Source organism: Thalassospira sp. UBA848, assembly GCF_002295455.1.
In the GTDB taxonomy this organism is placed as follows: domain Bacteria; phylum Pseudomonadota; class Alphaproteobacteria; order Rhodospirillales; family Thalassospiraceae; genus Thalassospira.
In genome coordinates, this window is record NZ_DBGS01000116.1 from 38,839 (window position 1) to 56,192 (window position 17,354).

Sequence of the window (17,354 nt, forward strand, 5' to 3'; positions counted from 1 at the left end):
ATTTCGGGGTTATTCTTGGGCGGTCACAGATGTCGTGATGAAATCCTTCATCTTGTCCATCATGCCGGTGAAATCCGGATTGAACGTTCCGCGGCGAAGCGTGCCATCCGGGGCCGTATCAAACAGATTGCGTTCCGCATACATGACATCATTACCAGTCCGGCAGCGTGAAAGTGCGTCGGGATCGTCATAATGCCCGCAATCGGGGGCCGAGCCATCCAGGCCATAGATGGGATCATTCGGGCTCATGGTAATGGCCGTGTGCGCATGATTGAGTGTGCGCAACTGATCATTTTCCGAGCGCACAACATCAATCCCCGCACAGTCCGGAAGGTTCATGGCAGAGGTAATCCTGCCCTGATACCAGACCAATTGTTTTTGGGATGCAGTGACCTTGTTGCAATAAAAATCAAGCATGACATCGGGATTGATGGTCTGGTCGTCTGAGCTGACAACCCCGAACACCGGGATGTCAAAGTCAGGCAGGCTGCCTTCGCCATAGGGTTCGGTCAAAAGGTAAAACTCGGCGGCGGCATTCATTGCCATCGAGCCATATTTGCCCGGGTCGTTGTTTTCGCCCTGACCGACCCAGTCTTTGACATAGCGTACATAGGGCGTAAGCCACGCCTGACCGCTTTTGGCGGCAAGACCGGGCGACAGCATGACAAGTGCCGAGACCCGGTCTTTATCTGATTGCTCGCTATACACCCGGCCAATCAGGGCTGCGCCGGTGGAAAAGCCCATTGGGATGATGTGTTCAATATCATCGTCAAAGCTGTTCAACCCGAAACGAACCGTCTTAAGCCAGTCTTCATATTCCACATCAAGCAAGTCACCGGGAACCGTGCCGTGACCGGGCAGAAGTACACCGTAGAAGACCGCGCATGGGAAGCGATCACGCAAATTGTCGCGAATGTCACTTAGCCAATAGGGGCTGTCTGTAAGGCCATGAACCATCAGGAAGCCAAGGCCATTTCCCTGCAAAGCGGGATCGTTGCCAGTGCATGTGGCGCCAACTGGTCCAAGTGCATAGGGTGCGCGCATGTCGACAACCTGATTTAGGGTGTGTTCCCCAAACGGTTTCTCTTCCCCGGCAAAGCGTGTTCGGGAAATTACATCGCGCAGTTTCTGGCGGGTGGATTGGACGTAATCATCAAACGAAGTTCCCGGGGCAGGGGCCGTAATCGCCGCGCCAGACGGTTCAAGTGCCGTGTCGGGTGTTGCGCAGGCACCTGTCGCCAAAAGACCACAAAGGGCAAGGGATGCAAGCCCTGTATGAATGATGCGAGACGTGCCCATTGGTTTTGCTCCGATCCGTTTCCGGGTTTGAAGAGGTTTGTTATTTTGCCAACAGGGATGTTAACGCGCGTACCGGTATGGTGCGAGCAACAAAAAAGCGATCTGTGAACAGATCGCTTTTCTTTGGACAGTTGGCTTGGCCGAAACCGGCTATTCAATCAGTTCCCAGCTATGGGTGACTTCAGCGGCCTTTGAAAGCATGATCGAGGCAGAGCAATATTTTTCTGCCGACAATTCAACCGCACGGCCAACCTTTGTCTCATTCAGATCCTGGCCTTTGACCTTGAAGTGCAGGTGGATCTTGGTGAAGACCTTGGGATCGGTTTCCGCACGTTCTGCTTTGACATCGGTTTCAACATCCAGAACGTTTTCACGGCCCTTCTTGAGGATATGCACAACATCAATAGACGAGCAGCCACCAAGACCCAGCAGGAGCATCTCCATTGGACTTGGTCCAAAACCGTTATCCTTGTCGCCGTCCATGACGACGCCGTGGCCGGTGCCGCTGGTGCCGGTGAAGGTCAGATTCTCAAGCCACTTTACACGCGCTTCCATGATCGAATTCCCATCTGCAATAAACTGTTGCCTTAACCTCTAGCCCGCCTTGGATGTGCCTGCAAGGTGCGATCACGGGCAATCGGGGGCCGAAAGGTCGAAAATGCGACCATGGGTGGTAAGTTGTTATAGGAGTTTTTACTTTCCGGGCGGATAATGTTGCGATTATTCAGATTCCTATGGTGCAGGAGTTACGGACATGACACAGGACCCGACGCGTAGCAAAAGCCGTTTCATGATGGGCATGGAACATGTTCTGCGTGAGATCAATCACGAGATCATCAGTCCGGCTATCCCTGACATGTCCGTTGAAAATGCCGTTCCTCTGATGATTACGGTTGCGCGCCTGCGTGCGGAGTATCTGAAATTCGCTTTTCATCTTTGCGATGATCGGGCCGAAGAACACCCGACTGCCGAAGAACTGGCAAAGCTCAAGCATCTGCGTGAAAGTTTCCAGGAAATGCTGGCCGTGGCCAAGGAGCTCGAGCACTGCATTGATCGCGGCTACATTGATCTTCCGACCAAAAAATAGCGATATACGGGTAAACATTCCTGTTTGATATCTGTACAACAAGAAAAATAATGACTTATTCTCGAGTATATGCAATGGGTTGCGCATAAATATACAAGACCGACTTAAAAGGTCTGATTTGGGGCATCACATAAAACGCGTATAAAGGGAGAGCGCTGCTTTGCAGCGCGCCGGGTGTCTTGTCAGTCAGTGCGGATGTGGTGGCAACTGCGGCGTTGTCACGTGATAGCCTTATTTTTCTTGATCCGGACGGCCTAAAGGTCGTGCATGTCAATGCTGCTGGGCAAAAGCACCTAGCTGATGCCAAGTCCGTCTTGCGACCGGGCACAGAGATTAAGCAGCTTTTGGCCTATCTTGCCAAGAATGGCGAATTTACTGATGGTGATGCGGTCGGAGCAGTGCGAAATGCCCTTGCTGCGATTTCGTCGGGCACGCATTCCGAACTTCCTGCATTTCGTTTGGGCAAAATTCCGTTTGTTTGGCACTGCGATGAAGGTCCGTCCGGGACGATTGCGCTTGTATTGCGCGATGTTGGCCGCGCACAGGAACTTGCCAAAGCGCTGGCGGATCACAAAACCTTTATCCAGCACCTGATTGATGTTTTGCCGACCCCGGTTTACCTCAAAAATCGCGACGGGGTACTTACCCGGTGTAACGGTGCCTTTGCGGAACTGTTCGGCCTTGGGACAGAGGATGCAATCGGCAAGAGAATGGCCGATTTCGCGCCGAAATCACTTGCCAAAACCGTTGGTGAACTCGAAGCCCCCTTGCGCGATAAAGAAGGTCAGGTCCGCGACGAGATCAGCTTTGCCATCGCCGATCAGGAATGCGTTGCCCTGTTCGCTGCTTCAACGCTTAAGGGGCCAAGCGGGGCGATCGCCGGTACCATTGGCTCGTTGATTGACGTGACCAGCTTGAAAAAGGCCCAGGCAGAAGTCGCCGAAGCGTCCCAGCGCCTGACGGAACTGCTTGAAAGCGCGCCAATCGGGGTTGGGATTTCCAAACGCGATAGCGGTGTGTTTCGGTTCTTCAATACCACCTTTGCCAAAATGCTTGGTATCGAAGACGAAAAGGAACCATCTGACGCCATTCTGCTTTCAGAGCGCTATCGTGAAAAGTCGCTCAAGGATATGGATGCGCTCGGTGAATTGCAGGATGTCGAGATCCGCCTGCGCCGACCGAATATGGCAGATGCCCGTTGGCTCAAGACGTCAATTGAACCCCTTTCATTCGAAGGCGAAGACGCCGTTCTTTGGTGGACCAGTGACATCACCAAGCAAAAACACGCCGCGCGCGAACTGCAAAACAAGGCCAACAACGATGAACTGACCGGGTTGGCCAACCGCGCGCGTTTCATGCAGAAACTTGATCAGTGTGAAAATGTCCTGCGCGGGACAGATACCCCGGCGGCGATCTTTATTCTTGATCTTGATGGCTTCAAGCAGCTGAACGACACGCAAGGCCATGCGGCTGGTGACTGGGTGCTTGTGGAAACCGGCAAGCGCCTGAAGCGTGCGGCGCGCCGGGCAGAAGAAGTCGCACGCCTTGGCGGTGACGAGTTCACCTTGCTGTTCTTGAATAAGGGTGGCGAAAAGGAAATGAGCGCGGTGGCCGATGCCATACTTGCCGAAATGAGCCAGCCATTTGTCTGGGAAGGACATGACTGCGGCATATCGGCCTCAATTGGACTGTCTGTGTTTGACGGCGGTTCCTGCGATATGAGCGAGCAACTCCGCCGTGCCGACAAGGCAATGTACGAAGCCAAAGCAGCGGGCAAGGCGCAATATTGCTTGTATACCCCCGAACTGGAACCAGATCTCCATAGCGACGGCTAAGCGGGCAAAGCTGCGCGTTGCGTCTGTTGGTCAGTCGCGTGTTTCGATACCGAGGGCGGTCAGGAGCGGCTGGATATAGGGGGCGTAGGGCTTCCAGCGTTCAACGCTGGTTTGATAGATGCCCTGACGAACCTGCGCGGCACTCGCGGTTCGGACCAAACGTTCCGTCTTGTGGAAGTCAAGCACGGCATCATTCCAGGGCAGACCCAGAAATTCGATCAGTCTGCGGGCTTCAGGTTCGATATCGGCGACGAGGTCTTCGTAGGTTACCTCGATAAATCGGTCCTTGGGTAACACAGCGCGCCAATGTGCCATCAGGTCTTCATAAGCGCGATAGTAGTGACCCAGCTCGGTTTGGTCGTAGGCATAGACCTGCAGATTGGCGAAGCGCTTGGAATAGCAAGACAGGCACGTATCCACCGGGTTGCGGCGGCAATGAATGATCTTGGCGCCAGGCACCGAAAGCAGAATCAAGCCAGCCCAGGCGAAGTTCCCCAGCATCTTGTCGATAATGATTTTGGTCGTTGACGACGGCGTGAACATCGCCTGGACTTCGTCGCGATAAAGCTTCGCAAGTTCCGTCAGCATGGCCTGATTTCTGATCTTGGTATGGTCTTCGGGCTGACTGGGGAAGGTGGTGCCAAACAGCCGATCCTTGTATTTCGGCAAGCTGCGCAATTCGCCGGTGGGCAGCGTTTCGGGATGACTGCCAAGAATTTGCTCCGTTAGGGTGCTGCCACAGCGGGGCATGCCCACGATAAATGCGTGGTCCGGGCCATCACCGGTCTTTTCCGGCAGGTTTTCAAACAGTGTGGCTGGAAAGTAGTCTGCTATTGCGCGTACGCGTTCGCAGGCATTTTTTGAATCATAGGCCTTTCGCGTGGGGGTATCCTTGGCAAAATCCTGACGACGCAACGCATTGGCGCGATCAAGGTGAAAAATCGCCTGTTTGGGATTCTTGCTATCGATATAGGCCTTGCCCAGTGCGAAGCCGATCATTTCGCGGTCAACTTTGGCCAGTTTATCCTTATTTGCATTCAGGATATCGACCATCGCCGCGGTTTCGGGACTGTCTGGCTTAAACTTCGTCACATCTGCAAGATCATGCCATGCACGTCCCGACTTGGGGTTCTCGTCAATTGCTTTTCGGAAGTATTCCGCAGCACTGTCAAGATCACCCATATGACGTTTCGCTTCACCGATCTGAAGCAAGTTACTGATCCGGCGATCCGGTTCATCCGGGGCGAGTTCTTCTGCACGACCAAGATATTGCAGTGCTTCGCGCACACGTCCAACCTTGAGAAGTGCCGATCCCAGATTGGTAAGTGCACCCCAGTCATTGGGAGCGAGATTAACAGCCTTCTCGAGGATCGCTATGCCCTGGGTAATGTGATCACCCTGAATGAGGTAGACACCAAGGTCACTGTAAGTCTGGGCATGCGTGGGAAATTTCCGGATAGCCGCAAACAGGATCTGTTGCACCAGATCATACCGCTTGCTTGCAGCAAAAATACCAGCCAGCTCGCGGAAATATTCAATTTTTGTGTCGGGCAGGTTGCAGGCAGTCTGCAGGACTTTTGCCGCTTCATTCAGATTGCCCGTCGCACGGTAAATTTGGGCAGTAACCAGATGGGCAGCACCATAATCCGGAACCAGTGCCAATGCCTGTCGCGCATGTTCAAGAGCATCACCCACCTTGCCTGACGCCAATGCGCTTTGCGCGGCATGGATCAGTTTGTCGGCCTTTTGGCGATTGCGTTTTTCCGCGAAACTGGGCTTTGACGCTGCCTTGCTCATGGAGATGATTAAATCCTGATACGAAAGATCAGGTCAACCTTAAGCGCAAGGGGTAAGCAAACTGTTTAAGCTGAAACGAAAAACGCCCGGCCAACTGGCCGGGCGTTTCCCGTAAGCATGGTCTTCCAAAAGGAAGATTATGCGCTGTAGTACATGTCGAATTCGACCGGGTGCGGAGCCTGTTCGAAGCGAATGACTTCTTCCATTTTGAGCTCAATGTAAGCTTCAATCAGGTCGTCGGTCATGACGTCGCCTTTTTTCAGGAACTCGCGGTCTGCATCGAGGCTTTCAAGAGCTTCACGCAGCGAGCCGCAAACGGTCGGAACTTCTTTGAGCTCTTCCGGCGGAAGGTCATAGAGGTTTTTGTCCATTGCTTCGCCCGGGTGGATCTTGTTTTCGATACCGTCAAGGCCAGCCATCAGCATCGCGGTGAAGGCGAGGTACGGGTTGGCCATCGCATCCGGGAAGCGGATCTCGACGCGCTTGCCTTTCGGCGATGCGGTGTACGGGATACGGCAGGATGCAGAACGGTTACGTGCAGAATATGCCAGCAGAACCGGTGCTTCGAAGCCCGGGACCAGACGCTTGTAGGAGTTGGTCGACGGGTTGGTGAAGGCGTTCAGAGCCTTGGCATGCTTGATGATACCACCGATGTAGTACAGGGCGGTGTCAGACAGGTCAGCATAGCCGTTACCTGCGAACAGCGGCTTGCCTTCGTGCCAGATCGACTGGTGGGTATGCATGCCCGAACCGTTGTCACCGAAGATCGGCTTCGGCATGAAGGTTGCGGTTTTGCCATACTGGTGTGCAACCATCTGGATGCAGTACTTGTAGATCTGGATGGCGTCGGCATGTTCGATCAGGGTGCCGAATGCGATACCCAGTTCGTGCTGCGACGGAGCAACTTCGTGGTGGTGCTTTTCGCAACGCACGCCCATTTCGTTGATGTAGTTGACCATTTCGGCACGGATGTCGTTTGCCGAGTCAACCGGCGGGACCGGGAAGTAACCACCCTTCGGACCCGGACGGTGGCCGCGGTTGCCGCCTTCGAATTCGGTGCCGGTGTTGTACGGACCTTCTTCGGAGTCAAGCGCGTACGCCATGCTCTCCTGCGAGGTGCTCCAACGGACGTCGTCGAACAGGAAGAATTCCGGCTCTGCGCCGAAGAATGCGGTGTCGCCGATGCCAGCCGACTTCATATAAGCCAGTGCGCGTTTCGCGGTCGAACGCGGGCAACGCTCGTAACCCTGGCCGGTGGCCGGTTCGATAACGTCGCAGAACAGGATCAGGCAAGGCTGAGCGGTGAACGGATCAACAACAGCGGTTGCCGGATCCGGCATCAGAATCATGTCAGATTCGTTGATGTCTTTCCAACCGGCGATCGACGAACCGTCGAACATGATGCCGTCAACAAAGACGTCTTCGTCGATCGTGCAGATATCCTGCGCGGTGTGCTGCCATTTACCTTTGGAATCGGTAAAGCGCAGATCGACAAACTGGATGCCTTTTTCTTTGATCAGATTAAGTACAGAAGCAGCGTCAGACATGATGCAACCCTTTAAAACTCATAAACAGTTACCGTATGGTGTTCTTAGCGTGGCGTGACCGATCAGATCGCGTCGTTACCCCGTTCACCAGTACGAATACGGATCGCGTCCTCGAGTGAGGAAACGAAAATTTTACCGTCGCCGATACGCCCGGTATGAGCGGCTTGCTGGATTGCCTCAATCGCACGCTCAACCAGCGTGTCCTCGACAACGATTTCCAGCTTTACCTTCGGCAGAAAGTCCACAACGTATTCGGCGCCGCGATACAGCTCCGTATGACCTTTCTGACGTCCGAAACCTTTGGCTTCGGTAACGGTAATCCCTTTGAGACCGATCTCTTGAAGGGCCTCTTTTACCTCGTCAAGCTTGAACGGCTTGATGATGGCTTCAATTTTTTTCATTAGCGCCCTCTGCTTTTTGGCGAGAGTTGCGTTGAACTCTGTAAAGCGTAATGCTTCGCCCGCTGACTATTGCACGGACCATGCCAGTTTTTACCGGCCACGGCATTCTAAGGATTCTCGTTGCGAAAACCCAGCAAAACCCATGAAATTTTTACGATTTTCCACCTTGTCGCTGACTGCGTTTTAGGCAAGATGTTCAAAAAATATGCAAATGACCGATTTGACAGGCACGTGGGGGCATTTGATTGGTTCCGGACTTGCCAATCGGGGGCCATCATGCAACAGGATTTTCTATGAAAGGGTTCTATCAGATGCGAAAATGTGCACGATGATCGGGACTCGACCGGAGGCCACCATCCGGTGAACGACCATAATATAAAGGACGCCTCATGACCGAATTTGTCGGCAATCCGCTTTTCGCTTCTGGCGGGATTACAATCTTTGAAGTGATGAATGAGCTGGCCCTGAAGCACAAGGCCATCAATCTGGGGCAGGGCGCGCCAGATGAAGACGGCCCGGCCGATATCCGCGAGGTCGCGGCAAAATCACTGACCGATATGTCCAACCAATACCCGCCTTTGGCCGGTGTTCCGGAATTGCTTCAGGCGGTTGCCGATCACAACAAACGGTTTTATGGAATCGAGGTCGACCCCAAGAAAGAAGTGCTGGTCTCGGTCGGTGCGACCGAAGGTCTGGCCGATGTCATTCTTGGTCTGGTTGCACCGGGCGATGAAGTCATCCTGATCGAGCCGCTTTATGACAGCTACCTGCCGATGGTGAAACTGGCAGGCGGCATCCCCAAGCTGGTGCGTGTGACCCCGCCGGAATGGGAGCTGCCGCGCGAAGAGCTTGAAGCCGCGTTTTCCGACAAAACCAAGCTGATCTTGCTCAATTCGCCGCAAAACCCGTGCTCTAAAGTCTATCGCGAAGACGAGCTGCAATTCATCGCCGATCTGTGCATCAAGCATGACGTGATCGCGCTGTGTGACGAGGTCTACGAGCATCTTGTCTTTGACGGGCGCAAGCATACACCTTTGATGACGCTACCCGGGATGCATGAACGCACCGTGCGCATTGGATCAGCCGGCAAGACCTTTTCGCTTACGGGGTGGAAGATCGGCTATATTACGGCCTGCGCCAAACTGATGGAGCCGATCAAGAAGGCGCATCAGTTCCTTGTCTTTACCGTATCACCCGCCCTTCAGCATGGCGTGGCATTCGGTCTGAACAAGGACGACGCCTATTTCGAGAACTTCACCGCCGAAATGGAAGCCAAGCGCAATTACCTGATGAAGGGGCTGAAGGAGGTCGGGTTTGATGTGCTCGATTCCCAGGGCACTTACTTCATCACCTGTGATTTCCGTCCGCTTGGCTATGACTGCGATGATGTCGAGTTTTGCCAGATCATGATCAAGGAAGCCGGGGTGGTGGCGATCCCCGTCTCGGCCTTCTATCAGGGCGAAGATGGCGGGGTGCGCAACTTCGTGCGGTTCTGCTTCTGCAAGGACGAAGCCAAAATGGACGAAGCGATTGCACGCATGAAAAAGGCTTTTGCTCGTTAAATCAGGAGAGCGCCGTGGGGATACCAAAAGTCTATGGAGCTGAGATCCCCGCGCGCGGACTAACTCTTCTCGAAGGTTTGTATCCTATCGTTGAGGAGAGCCTGAAGGCTGATGATGGAAGAGGAAGTCTGACAGCTACATTTCTTTTGTCCATGGCAATGCCTATGATCATTCTGCCGTTTGAGCGTTTTGATCTAAAGCATGATCGTGCTCGAGAGATCGTTATAGATCGTGAAGCCGTGTCTGTGTTCCGTCGCGCCATGAAATTAAATATGAGTGATGTCGATTGGATACACTGCGGAAATTGGGCCTACTACAAAACTGAGCACAAGAAACCTCGAATTTTCTTGGTTCCTAATGGGCTTCCTGAATTCGTAGAAGTTGCGTTAAATGAGCAAGCTGCCATTGATGCTAAGAATGAGCTGACACTGGGGGATGTGGCAGAGTGTTTTCGCCATTCTTTAGCGCATGGAAACGTAGCGTATCTCGATGAGCATGGGAGAACTAGCTACGATGGACCTGCGTCCTATTTAGCTTTCGTTTGTGATTTGCGTAGAGGAGCGGGTAGTCAGATTCTTCGGCTTTCTCTGACTGATTTTCATCGGTTCTTGATTGGTTGGGGGCGTTGGTTGCAACGGCTCGTGAACTGACTTGTGTCATAACACGCAAGTTCACGGTTTGATTAATGAAAATACAACGGGCCGACATGAAAGTGTCGGCCCGTTTTGCTGACGCAGTGGGGGATTATGCGTTACGCGGTTTGTTCAAGTGCGCCTTGCCCCTGAAGCGGCAGGCCCGCTTCGCGCCAGTCACTTTTGCCTTCGTGGTAATCCCGCACATTGCTGTAACCAAGCTTGGTCAGTGCCATTCGGGCGATGCCGGAGTTCTTGCACGGACCATTGGCGCAATAAACAACAATCGGTGCATTCAAATCGGGCAGGATCTGCTTCACGTTTTCATCAATGCCGTCATGGGGGATGTTGATCGCGCCGGGCAGGTGGGCATCAACATAATACCGCGGCGGAAGCGCCTCGATCAGGGTGGGTGCGTTGGCGGTGCCAAGGGCGGCCTTGAGTTCGTCACGGGTGATTGTGTTGCTCATTTTCCAATCTCCATCTGGATTGTTGTTGGTGATGGGATCAGTATTGATGTGCAATGGTGCGAAGTAAATTTGTGATAATTCAAACATTGTGTGCAATAATGCGAATTGTTGGGCGGCGCAGTTGGAGGGGTGCACATGCTGGAATGGGATGATCTGAAACTGGTACTGGCGGTGGGGCGGGCACGCAGCATTACTCAGGCTGCCAGACAATGTGGTCTTCATCATTCCACATTGTTTCGGCGGATGGCCGACATCGAAAGTCGCCTTGGTGCCAAGCTGTTTGAGCGTCAGCAGGGCGACTATCAGCCGACCAGTTCCGGTCTGGCAGCGATGCAGACCGCTGAAAACCTTGAGGCGGAAATGGCCGTTCTTGCCCGTACCCTTGCGGGGCAGGATATCCGGCCAACCGGCACGGTGCGATTAACCACGACAGATACGTTGCTTCACGCGGTGCTGGCCGATGATCTGGCCGCTTTTGCCACGGCCTATCCTGAGATCACTGTACATGTCGTGACCGACAACCGGTTTTATGACCTGAACCGGCATGATGCCGATATCGCAATCCGGCCCAGCAATGCGCCGAATGAAAACCTTGTCGGGCGGCAAATCGCCCCGATCCGATCTGTGGTCTGTGCGGCAAAGGGCATGGGTGATCCCAAGGACGGTGATGGGCCATGGATCACTTGCGATGAAAGCCTTGCCCATATCAAGGCCGCCCAGTGGCGCGACAAGCATTTCCAGGAACAGCATGTCACGATGCGCAGCAATTCGCTTTTGAATGTTGCACGGCTGGTGAATGCCGGGGCGGGCTATGCGGTGCTGCCGATGTTTCTTGCCGGTGCGTTTTCCAATATCAGCATCCTTGGTGATGCGATTGACGGGCTTGATAATGATCTTTGGATCTTGATGCACCGCGATCTTAAGGCTGTGCCGCGCATTCGGGCGTTCAATGATTTCATGTTCCCGCGACTTAGGGCCAAATCCGCCCTGTTTGCGGGCGCATGACGGGCAAAGAAAAAGCCGGGTTTCCCCGGCTTTTGCTGTATCTTGATATTTGCACTGCGTTGATCAGGATTTGACCATTTCCCAGCTGCCGGTCTTTGCGGAGCGGGCAAAGGCATCGAGAATCTGCATATTGGCAATCGCGTCCTCGATTGGGTAATCGATCGGGCTGTCCCCCTTGAAGATCGCGGTGGCTGCCTCACCCTGCAGGGTGTAGTGGTTGCAAACCGGGAATTTGATTTCGCGTGCTTCGTCAAAGCCCGGTTGTTTCTGGCCCGCGACGCGAATGACGGCTTCGTTTTCCGACACGGGATTGAACGGCATCAGGATTTCAATCCGGCCTTCGGTACCAAGGATATGCACGCGCTGAACAGCGGCCGATTGTGTGCCGCACACAAAGCTTGCCTGCAGGCCCGAACCGAAATCGAGCATGCCCGATACCAGACGATCGGTTCCGAATTTCGGATCCTTGTCCATCAATGACACCACACGGATTGGTTCCTTGCCGGTGATGAAGCGCGGGCCGACAATGCAGTAGCAGCCGATATCAAGCAATCCGCCGCCGCCAATGTCCTTTTTGTTGCGCACATTATTCGGATCAGCATTGAAATAGGTAAAGATGCTTTGCACCGTGTTGAGCTGACCGATCTGGCCGCTTTCAACGATCTTGCGAGCCTCAAGCCATTGCGGATGGTGGCGGACCATGAAGGCCTCAAGCACCTGCTTGCCGCTTTTGTCACGCGCCTCGATCAGGCGTTTGGCGTCTTCGGTATGAAGGCCGATCGGCTTTTCACACAGAACATGTTTACCGGCCTCAAGCGCCTTGATTGACCATTCCACGTGCAAATGGTTGGGCAGGGGATTATAGATCGCCTCAATCGACGGATCGGCCAGCAGTTCTTCATACGAACCATAGGCGCGCGGAATGCGCATGTTTTCTGCGACCTCGCGGGTCTTTTCAAGATCGCGACCGGCAATGGCCAGGATTTCAAGCTGATCGCTTTCCTGCATGGCCGGAATAACCTTTTCCGTGCCGATCTTGGCGGTGCTAAGAACGCCCCACTTCATTCCGATACTCCGTCTGTTTTTCTCTTTTGTGGCCATTTCCACCTCAGGACAAGCAGGCAACCCTTTATATATGGGGGTTCTGACAGCCTGTGTTTTGGCAATGGCTTGTTATTGAACCAAATTAATTAAGGCATGTGGTCAGGGATGCAAGATGTTCAGACGGGTGGGGTGCCCATTTTACGGATAGGAATGGATGAAGAAACCGGTTGCGGATGGCTCAAGCCCGCAAAAATCGGCGCTTTGAACAACTTGGCCGAAATCAGGGGAAAAAATTGAAAATATGCGCTTGACGTTGAGGGCCTCGGGCCATATAAACCGCGCCACACGATGGCGGGTGTAGCTCAGGTGGTTAGAGCACCAGTTTGTGGCACTGGGGGCCGTGGGTTCAAGTCCCATCACTCGCCCCATTTGTGAAAAGGTCAGGCAGAAATGCCTGGCCTTTTGTCTTTTGCGGTCGATTTTGCCCCGGCCCGGTTGCCTTTGACGGTTTATCATCTAGACTGCCCGAAAACATCAAGGTTCGGGGTCGTATGGCGAAGCTCAAAGTTGATCAGGCAATGAAGCGCGCAAAGGCGCATATGCGCAAAGGCGAAATGGCCGAGGCGCGCGCCCTGTATGAGGCGATCCTTGCTGATTATCCGAAAAACGAACGCGTCAAAACGGCTCTGGCCGAGTTAAGCGGCCCTGTCAAACCGGCTATGGGTGCAAAGGGCGGCGCATCCGGGGCCGCAGGCGAACCCCCGGCTGAAGTCTTTGCCAAACTTTCACAAGCCTATCAGGCCGGTCGCCTGCAAGATGTCCATGCCATGACCGGGCAGCTTTTGGGCCAGTATGGCAAATCTGCCAAGCTTTGGAACTTTCGCGCAGCCGTCAGCAGCAATCTGAACCTGCTTGATGACGCCGAACAGGCCCTGCGTCAGGTTGTAAATCTGCAACCCGATATGGTTGCCGCCAAAAGCAATCTTGGTGTCATCCTTGAACGTCTTGGCAAGCTGTCTGAGGCAGAGCAGTGCTACCGCGCCGTCATTGCGGCCTCCCCGGAGTTTCCCGAGGCGCACAACAATCTGGGCAATATCCTTAAAGGTGCGGGCAAACTTGAAGAAGCCCAGAGCTGTTATATGAACGCGATTGCGCGCAAGGCCGATTATGTCGACGCGCACTATAATCTTGCCAATACGCTCCGCGAACGTGAACTGCTTGAGGACGCCAAACAGCAATATTTCAAGACGCTCAAGCTGCAACCGAAACTGGCCGAGGCCTGGTACGGACTGGGCCAAACGATGGCAGAGCTTAAATCCGGCCCAGAGGCGATTGAGGCCTATCAACGCGCCCTTGCGGTCAAGCCGGGTTATGTTTTGGCAATGGTCGAACAACTGCGTGAGCAAAGCCAATTGTGTGACTGGCGGGCGTGCGACCTGTTTGATCAATATGGTGCCGAGCTTGGTGTGACCGGCGAGGCGGCCCTGCCATTCCCGCTGTTGCCGTTTGAGGATCATCCCGCACATCAACTTGCCCGTTCGCGCAACTGGGCGAAAAGCCATTTCTCGGCGGCGGCCCCGGTATCGACGATCCAGCCGACCCCGGCGGACGGGCGCAAAATCAGGCTTGGCTATTTCTCGGCCGATTTTCATGATCATGCGACCATGTTCCTCATGGCAGGCATTTTGCGCCATCATGACAGATCAAAGTTCGAAATCTTCGTCTTCAGCTATGGCAAAAGCAAAACCGACGCACAGCGCGATCAGGTGCTTGAAAACGTTGATCAGTTCTTTGATGTGCAGGGCATCTCCGATGGTGATCTGACCAAGCTTGCCCGTGAACAGAACCTTGATATCGCGATTGATCTCAAGGGCTATACCCGCGATGGCCGCCTGGAACCGTTTGCCAAACGCCTGGCCCCCGTGCAGATCAGCTACCTTGGCTATCCCGGCACGCTTGGTGCGGATTTCATTGATTATATCGTGGCCGATCCGGTCGTCATTCCGCCCGAACAGCGCAGCGGTTATCACGAGAAGATCATTTATCTTCCCGATTGCTATCAGCCCAATGACAATACGCGCGAAATATCGAGCAAGCCGATAACACGTGCCGAGCTTGACCTGCCCGAAGATGGCTTTGTGTTTTGTTGTCTCAACAACAACTACAAAATCATGCCAAGCGAATTTGCCATCTGGATGCGGGTGATGAAGAAGGTGGAGGGCAGCGTGCTCTGGCTTTGGTGCAATAATGATGTCGCCAAGGCCAACCTGCGTGCGGCGGCGGAAAAGCACGGTATCTCGGGCGACCGGCTGATCTTTGCCGGTTACATGCCGCAATCCGAACATCTCGCCCGTTTGCGCCACGCCGATCTGTTTATCGATACCTTCAACGTCAACGCCCATACGACCGCCAGTGATGCGCTTTGGGCCGGGTTGCCGGTGGTGACTCTGGCGGGCAAACAGTTTGCCGCCCGTGTTGCCGCCAGCCTGCTTTCGGCCATTGGCCTGCCGGAGCTGATCACAGACACGCCAGAGGCCTATGAGGAGCTCATCCTCAAGCTCGCGCAAAATCCGGACATGCTGGCAGAACTGCGCACCAAACTTGCAGCCAACCGACAGACCAAGCCGCTGTTTGATACCGAAGGCTACACCCGCGGGTTTGAGCAGGGGCTGGAGCAGGCTTTTGCCCAAAGACTGGCAGGAGAAGCATTTTCGGATATTGCCGTGAGTATCTAGGCGTGTCCGATTGTGATCCGATGTCTCATTCCTGACGAATTAATTCCAGATAAGGAATATGTCTTCTGGCTTGTTTGGCTGGAAAGTTGAATGCGCATATGATCCCGACCGCCAAGGACTATTGGATATGTCGAGCGACAGACCACTTCCGATGCTGACCCGCCGTGCCTTCTCAGTGACCCTTCTGGGTGCTGCGGCCGCGCCCTTCGTGGGCCGGGCTTTCGCACAAACCGCGTCCGACATCCGTTCGCGAATTGCTGACATGTCCCAGCTTCATGCGATCCTGGTCCAACGCGGTGACGAGGTCATTGTTGCCGAGGCGCCGCGCGGGCCGGGCCTGGATCGGGTTGCGAACATCAAGTCCTGTTCGAAAAGCATCATCGGTCTGCTGACGGGCAACGCCATCGCAGACGGCGCGATCCCCTCGGTCAAAGCCACCATCGGCGACATCGCGCCGTCTATCATTCCAGCGGACGCAACCCCTGGTGTGGAAGATCTGACCATCGAAGATCTGGTGACGCTCCGGGCCGGGCTTGAGAGCACATCAGGGCGTAACTACGGCACTTGGGTCAATTCCGACAACTGGGTTTCCTTTGCACTGCGCCGACCGATGGTCGCAAGCCCGGGCGGGCGTATGATCTATTCCACCGGCACGACGCATATCCTTGGTGCGGTGCTGACGGTCGCGACAGGAAAAAGCCTGCTGGCGCAGGCGCGCGCTGTTCTTGGTCAGCCGCTCGGCATTGAAATTCCGGCTTGGACACGGGATCCGCAAGGCTATTATTTCGGCGGGAACCAGATGGCGATGACACCGCGCGGCATGTTGCGGATCGCGACCCTCATGCGCGATCAAGGCCGGTTCGATGGCGACCAAATCATTCCGGCCAACTGGATCGACCAGTCAACCCAAGCCCACACGCGATCACCTTATTCGGGTCTTGCCTATGGCTATGGCTGGTTCCTGAGCCGCAGCGGCTTCATCATTGCACGCGGCTATGGTGGCCAGATCATCGCGGCACATCCAGAGCGGGGCCTTGCGGTAGCAATCACCTCGGACCCGACGTCGCCCGCACGCTCAGGCGGATATTTCGGGCAACTGATGGATCTGCTTGAGGGGCCGGTGCTTTCGCTGGCCTGACAGAAGCGACAAAGAGCATTTAAAAAGCGAGGCGGACAGGATTGGGTCGAAAAATCAATCTGCCCCTTTTTTGCGTTATTGCGTATTTTCTTCAGGGGCTAAGTTGGTCCAGATACGCTTTTGAGTGCTCTGATATTTCTACAAAAAGTCTCTCAATGTTGCGCTTCTCTACTGAGCCTCTTTGGCTGAAAAGGTAATCGTAACTTTTCAGTAGCCTGCGTAAACTCATGTGAGCCTCACTGAGGCTATCTGTTACTATCTCATCTGGAACATAAGTCGGAAGCTCCTCTAATGCTGCTTTCACATATTCAAGAGAGGTTTGATCGCTTCGGTCATAGTCGTAGTACCCATTGAACATGCGGGTCTCTAGGTTGGGGGAAATAAAGTTGTCGGCTCTCAATTGAATTTTACCGACAATTGACTTGAGACGTATACGAAACGCCCGCTCTCTTTGTGTTTTTTCTTGGTTGCTTTGATGTTGAGCTGCCAAGAATGCGAAAGACCCGCCTGCCAACCCTAAAACACCAGCTAACAGGGTTTCCCAACTCACATCGGCACCTTCTTGTACAAGGTCGTATTCTAATATTTTGGGTAGTAGGACAAAGCCTAGAGTCAAACCCGTTAGAGAACCTGTACATAACAGAATTGCTGGATGAATACTTTCGCCTAGTCTCTTTGAGACACCGCTGCTCATTGCTCTATCCATTACATTGATGCTGGGTTAGAACTTCATAATTCCATAATTGCAAGCAATCTGCTAGGTAACGCTCCATATTTCCCAAACGGGTTCATTGCTTGCCAG

The 17,354-nt window shown here is 54.0% G+C and carries 15 protein-coding genes and 1 tRNA gene; 8 read left to right on the plus strand and 8 right to left on the minus strand.

What is annotated here, in order from left to right; genetic code table 11:
• Positions 1-9 precede the first annotated feature (9 nt).
• A complete protein-coding gene (locus tag B2R48_RS16250) occupies positions 10-1,299 on the minus strand; it encodes an alpha/beta hydrolase (protein ID WP_297002546.1) in 1,290 nt (429 codons plus the stop codon).
• Between the two features lie 150 nt (positions 1,300-1,449).
• Positions 1,450-1,854: an OsmC family protein gene (locus B2R48_RS16255; protein ID WP_213474537.1), complete on the minus strand. Its 405-nt coding sequence runs from the start codon at positions 1,852-1,854 to the stop codon at positions 1,450-1,452.
• Between the two features lie 199 nt (positions 1,855-2,053).
• Between B2R48_RS16255 and B2R48_RS16260 the strand changes: the two genes are divergently transcribed.
• Both B2R48_RS16260 and B2R48_RS16265 read left to right on the plus strand, forming a co-directional pair.
• Positions 2,054-2,386 carry a hypothetical protein gene (locus B2R48_RS16260; RefSeq protein WP_062957869.1) on the plus strand — a complete coding sequence of 111 codons (333 nt, stop codon included), beginning with the start codon at positions 2,054-2,056 and terminating at the stop codon, positions 2,384-2,386.
• A 179-nt stretch (positions 2,387-2,565) separates the two neighbouring features.
• Complete coding sequence (locus B2R48_RS16265; RefSeq protein ID WP_297002547.1) at positions 2,566-4,221, plus strand: diguanylate cyclase domain-containing protein; 1,656 nt, start codon at positions 2,566-2,568, stop codon at positions 4,219-4,221.
• A gap of 30 nt (positions 4,222-4,251) precedes the next feature.
• Here the strand turns inward: B2R48_RS16265 and B2R48_RS16270 are convergent, their stop codons facing one another.
• From B2R48_RS16270 to B2R48_RS16280, 3 genes are all read right to left on the minus strand, one after another.
• On the minus strand, positions 4,252-6,018 hold the full coding sequence (locus B2R48_RS16270) for a tetratricopeptide repeat-containing sulfotransferase family protein (RefSeq protein WP_297002548.1): 1,767 nt from the start codon (positions 6,016-6,018) through the stop codon (positions 4,252-4,254).
• 137 nt (positions 6,019-6,155) lie between these two features.
• Positions 6,156-7,565: a type I glutamate--ammonia ligase gene (gene glnA, locus B2R48_RS16275; protein ID WP_062957872.1), complete on the minus strand. Its 1,410-nt coding sequence runs from the start codon at positions 7,563-7,565 to the stop codon at positions 6,156-6,158.
• A gap of 62 nt (positions 7,566-7,627) precedes the next feature.
• Positions 7,628-7,966, minus strand: a complete 339-nt coding sequence (locus B2R48_RS16280; protein ID WP_007091888.1) for a P-II family nitrogen regulator — start codon at positions 7,964-7,966, stop codon at positions 7,628-7,630.
• A gap of 389 nt (positions 7,967-8,355) precedes the next feature.
• Here B2R48_RS16280 and B2R48_RS16285 point away from each other — a divergent pair, with 389 nt between their 5' ends.
• Positions 8,356-9,528, plus strand: coding sequence for an aminotransferase (locus B2R48_RS16285; RefSeq protein WP_297002549.1), 1,173 nt, complete (start codon positions 8,356-8,358; stop codon positions 9,526-9,528).
• 14 nt (positions 9,529-9,542) lie between these two features.
• Positions 9,543-10,178: a hypothetical protein gene (locus B2R48_RS16290; RefSeq protein WP_297002551.1), complete on the plus strand. Its 636-nt coding sequence runs from the start codon at positions 9,543-9,545 to the stop codon at positions 10,176-10,178.
• 101 nt (positions 10,179-10,279) lie between these two features.
• Here the strand turns inward: B2R48_RS16290 and B2R48_RS16295 are convergent, their stop codons facing one another.
• Entirely contained in the window at positions 10,280-10,630 is a 351-nt protein-coding gene (locus tag B2R48_RS16295; RefSeq protein WP_297002553.1) for a rhodanese-like domain-containing protein, read from the minus strand.
• Positions 10,631-10,765: 135 nt separating this feature from the next.
• Between B2R48_RS16295 and B2R48_RS16300 the strand changes: the two genes are divergently transcribed.
• Positions 10,766-11,635 (plus strand): LysR family transcriptional regulator, encoded by an 870-nt coding sequence (locus B2R48_RS16300; RefSeq protein WP_297002555.1) that lies wholly within the window; start codon positions 10,766-10,768, stop codon positions 11,633-11,635.
• 63 nt (positions 11,636-11,698) lie between these two features.
• On the opposite strand, the gene B2R48_RS16305 is transcribed toward B2R48_RS16300, so the two are convergent.
• Positions 11,699-12,700, minus strand: a complete 1,002-nt coding sequence (locus tag B2R48_RS16305; protein WP_297002557.1) for a Gfo/Idh/MocA family protein — start codon at positions 12,698-12,700, stop codon at positions 11,699-11,701.
• Positions 12,701-13,030: 330 nt separating this feature from the next.
• Here B2R48_RS16305 and B2R48_RS16310 point away from each other — a divergent pair.
• The 3 genes from B2R48_RS16310 (at position 13,031) to B2R48_RS16320 (ending at position 16,552) form a co-directional block, all read left to right on the plus strand.
• Positions 13,031-13,107: transfer RNA gene (locus B2R48_RS16310), tRNA-His, on the plus strand.
• Positions 13,108-13,230: 123 nt separating this feature from the next.
• A complete protein-coding gene (locus B2R48_RS16315) occupies positions 13,231-15,414 on the plus strand; it encodes a tetratricopeptide repeat protein (protein ID WP_297002559.1) in 2,184 nt (727 codons plus the stop codon).
• Positions 15,415-15,541: 127 nt separating this feature from the next.
• Positions 15,542-16,552, plus strand: a complete 1,011-nt coding sequence (locus B2R48_RS16320; RefSeq protein ID WP_297002561.1) for a serine hydrolase domain-containing protein — start codon at positions 15,542-15,544, stop codon at positions 16,550-16,552.
• Between the two features lie 91 nt (positions 16,553-16,643).
• On the opposite strand, the gene B2R48_RS16325 is transcribed toward B2R48_RS16320, so the two are convergent.
• Positions 16,644-17,246 (minus strand): hypothetical protein, encoded by a 603-nt coding sequence (locus tag B2R48_RS16325; protein ID WP_297002562.1) that lies wholly within the window; start codon positions 17,244-17,246, stop codon positions 16,644-16,646.
• Positions 17,247-17,354: the final 108 nt, after the last annotated feature.

Bases quoted from the DNA above. Each gene is read 5' to 3' on its own strand.
- B2R48_RS16250 (WP_297002546.1), bottom strand. From the start codon at position 1,299: ATGGGCACGTCTCGCATCATTCATACAGGGCTTGCATCCCTTGCCCTT.
- B2R48_RS16255 (WP_213474537.1), bottom strand. From the start codon at position 1,854: ATGGAAGCGCGTGTAAAGTGGCTTGAGAATCTGACCTTCACCGGCACC.
- B2R48_RS16260 (WP_062957869.1), top strand. From the start codon at position 2,054: ATGACACAGGACCCGACGCGTAGCAAAAGCCGTTTCATGATGGGCATG.
- B2R48_RS16270 (WP_297002548.1), bottom strand. From the start codon at position 6,018: ATGAGCAAGGCAGCGTCAAAGCCCAGTTTCGCGGAAAAACGCAATCGC.
- glnA (WP_062957872.1), bottom strand. From the start codon at position 7,565: ATGTCTGACGCTGCTTCTGTACTTAATCTGATCAAAGAAAAAGGCATC.
- B2R48_RS16280 (WP_007091888.1), bottom strand. From the start codon at position 7,966: ATGAAAAAAATTGAAGCCATCATCAAGCCGTTCAAGCTTGACGAGGTA.
- B2R48_RS16285 (WP_297002549.1), top strand. From the start codon at position 8,356: ATGACCGAATTTGTCGGCAATCCGCTTTTCGCTTCTGGCGGGATTACA.
- B2R48_RS16295 (WP_297002553.1), bottom strand. From the start codon at position 10,630: ATGAGCAACACAATCACCCGTGACGAACTCAAGGCCGCCCTTGGCACC.
- B2R48_RS16300 (WP_297002555.1), top strand. From the start codon at position 10,766: ATGCTGGAATGGGATGATCTGAAACTGGTACTGGCGGTGGGGCGGGCA.
- B2R48_RS16305 (WP_297002557.1), bottom strand. From the start codon at position 12,700: ATGAAGTGGGGCGTTCTTAGCACCGCCAAGATCGGCACGGAAAAGGTT.
- B2R48_RS16315 (WP_297002559.1), top strand. From the start codon at position 13,231: ATGGCGAAGCTCAAAGTTGATCAGGCAATGAAGCGCGCAAAGGCGCAT.
- B2R48_RS16320 (WP_297002561.1), top strand. From the start codon at position 15,542: ATGTCGAGCGACAGACCACTTCCGATGCTGACCCGCCGTGCCTTCTCA.
- B2R48_RS16325 (WP_297002562.1), bottom strand. From the start codon at position 17,246: ATGAGCAGCGGTGTCTCAAAGAGACTAGGCGAAAGTATTCATCCAGCA.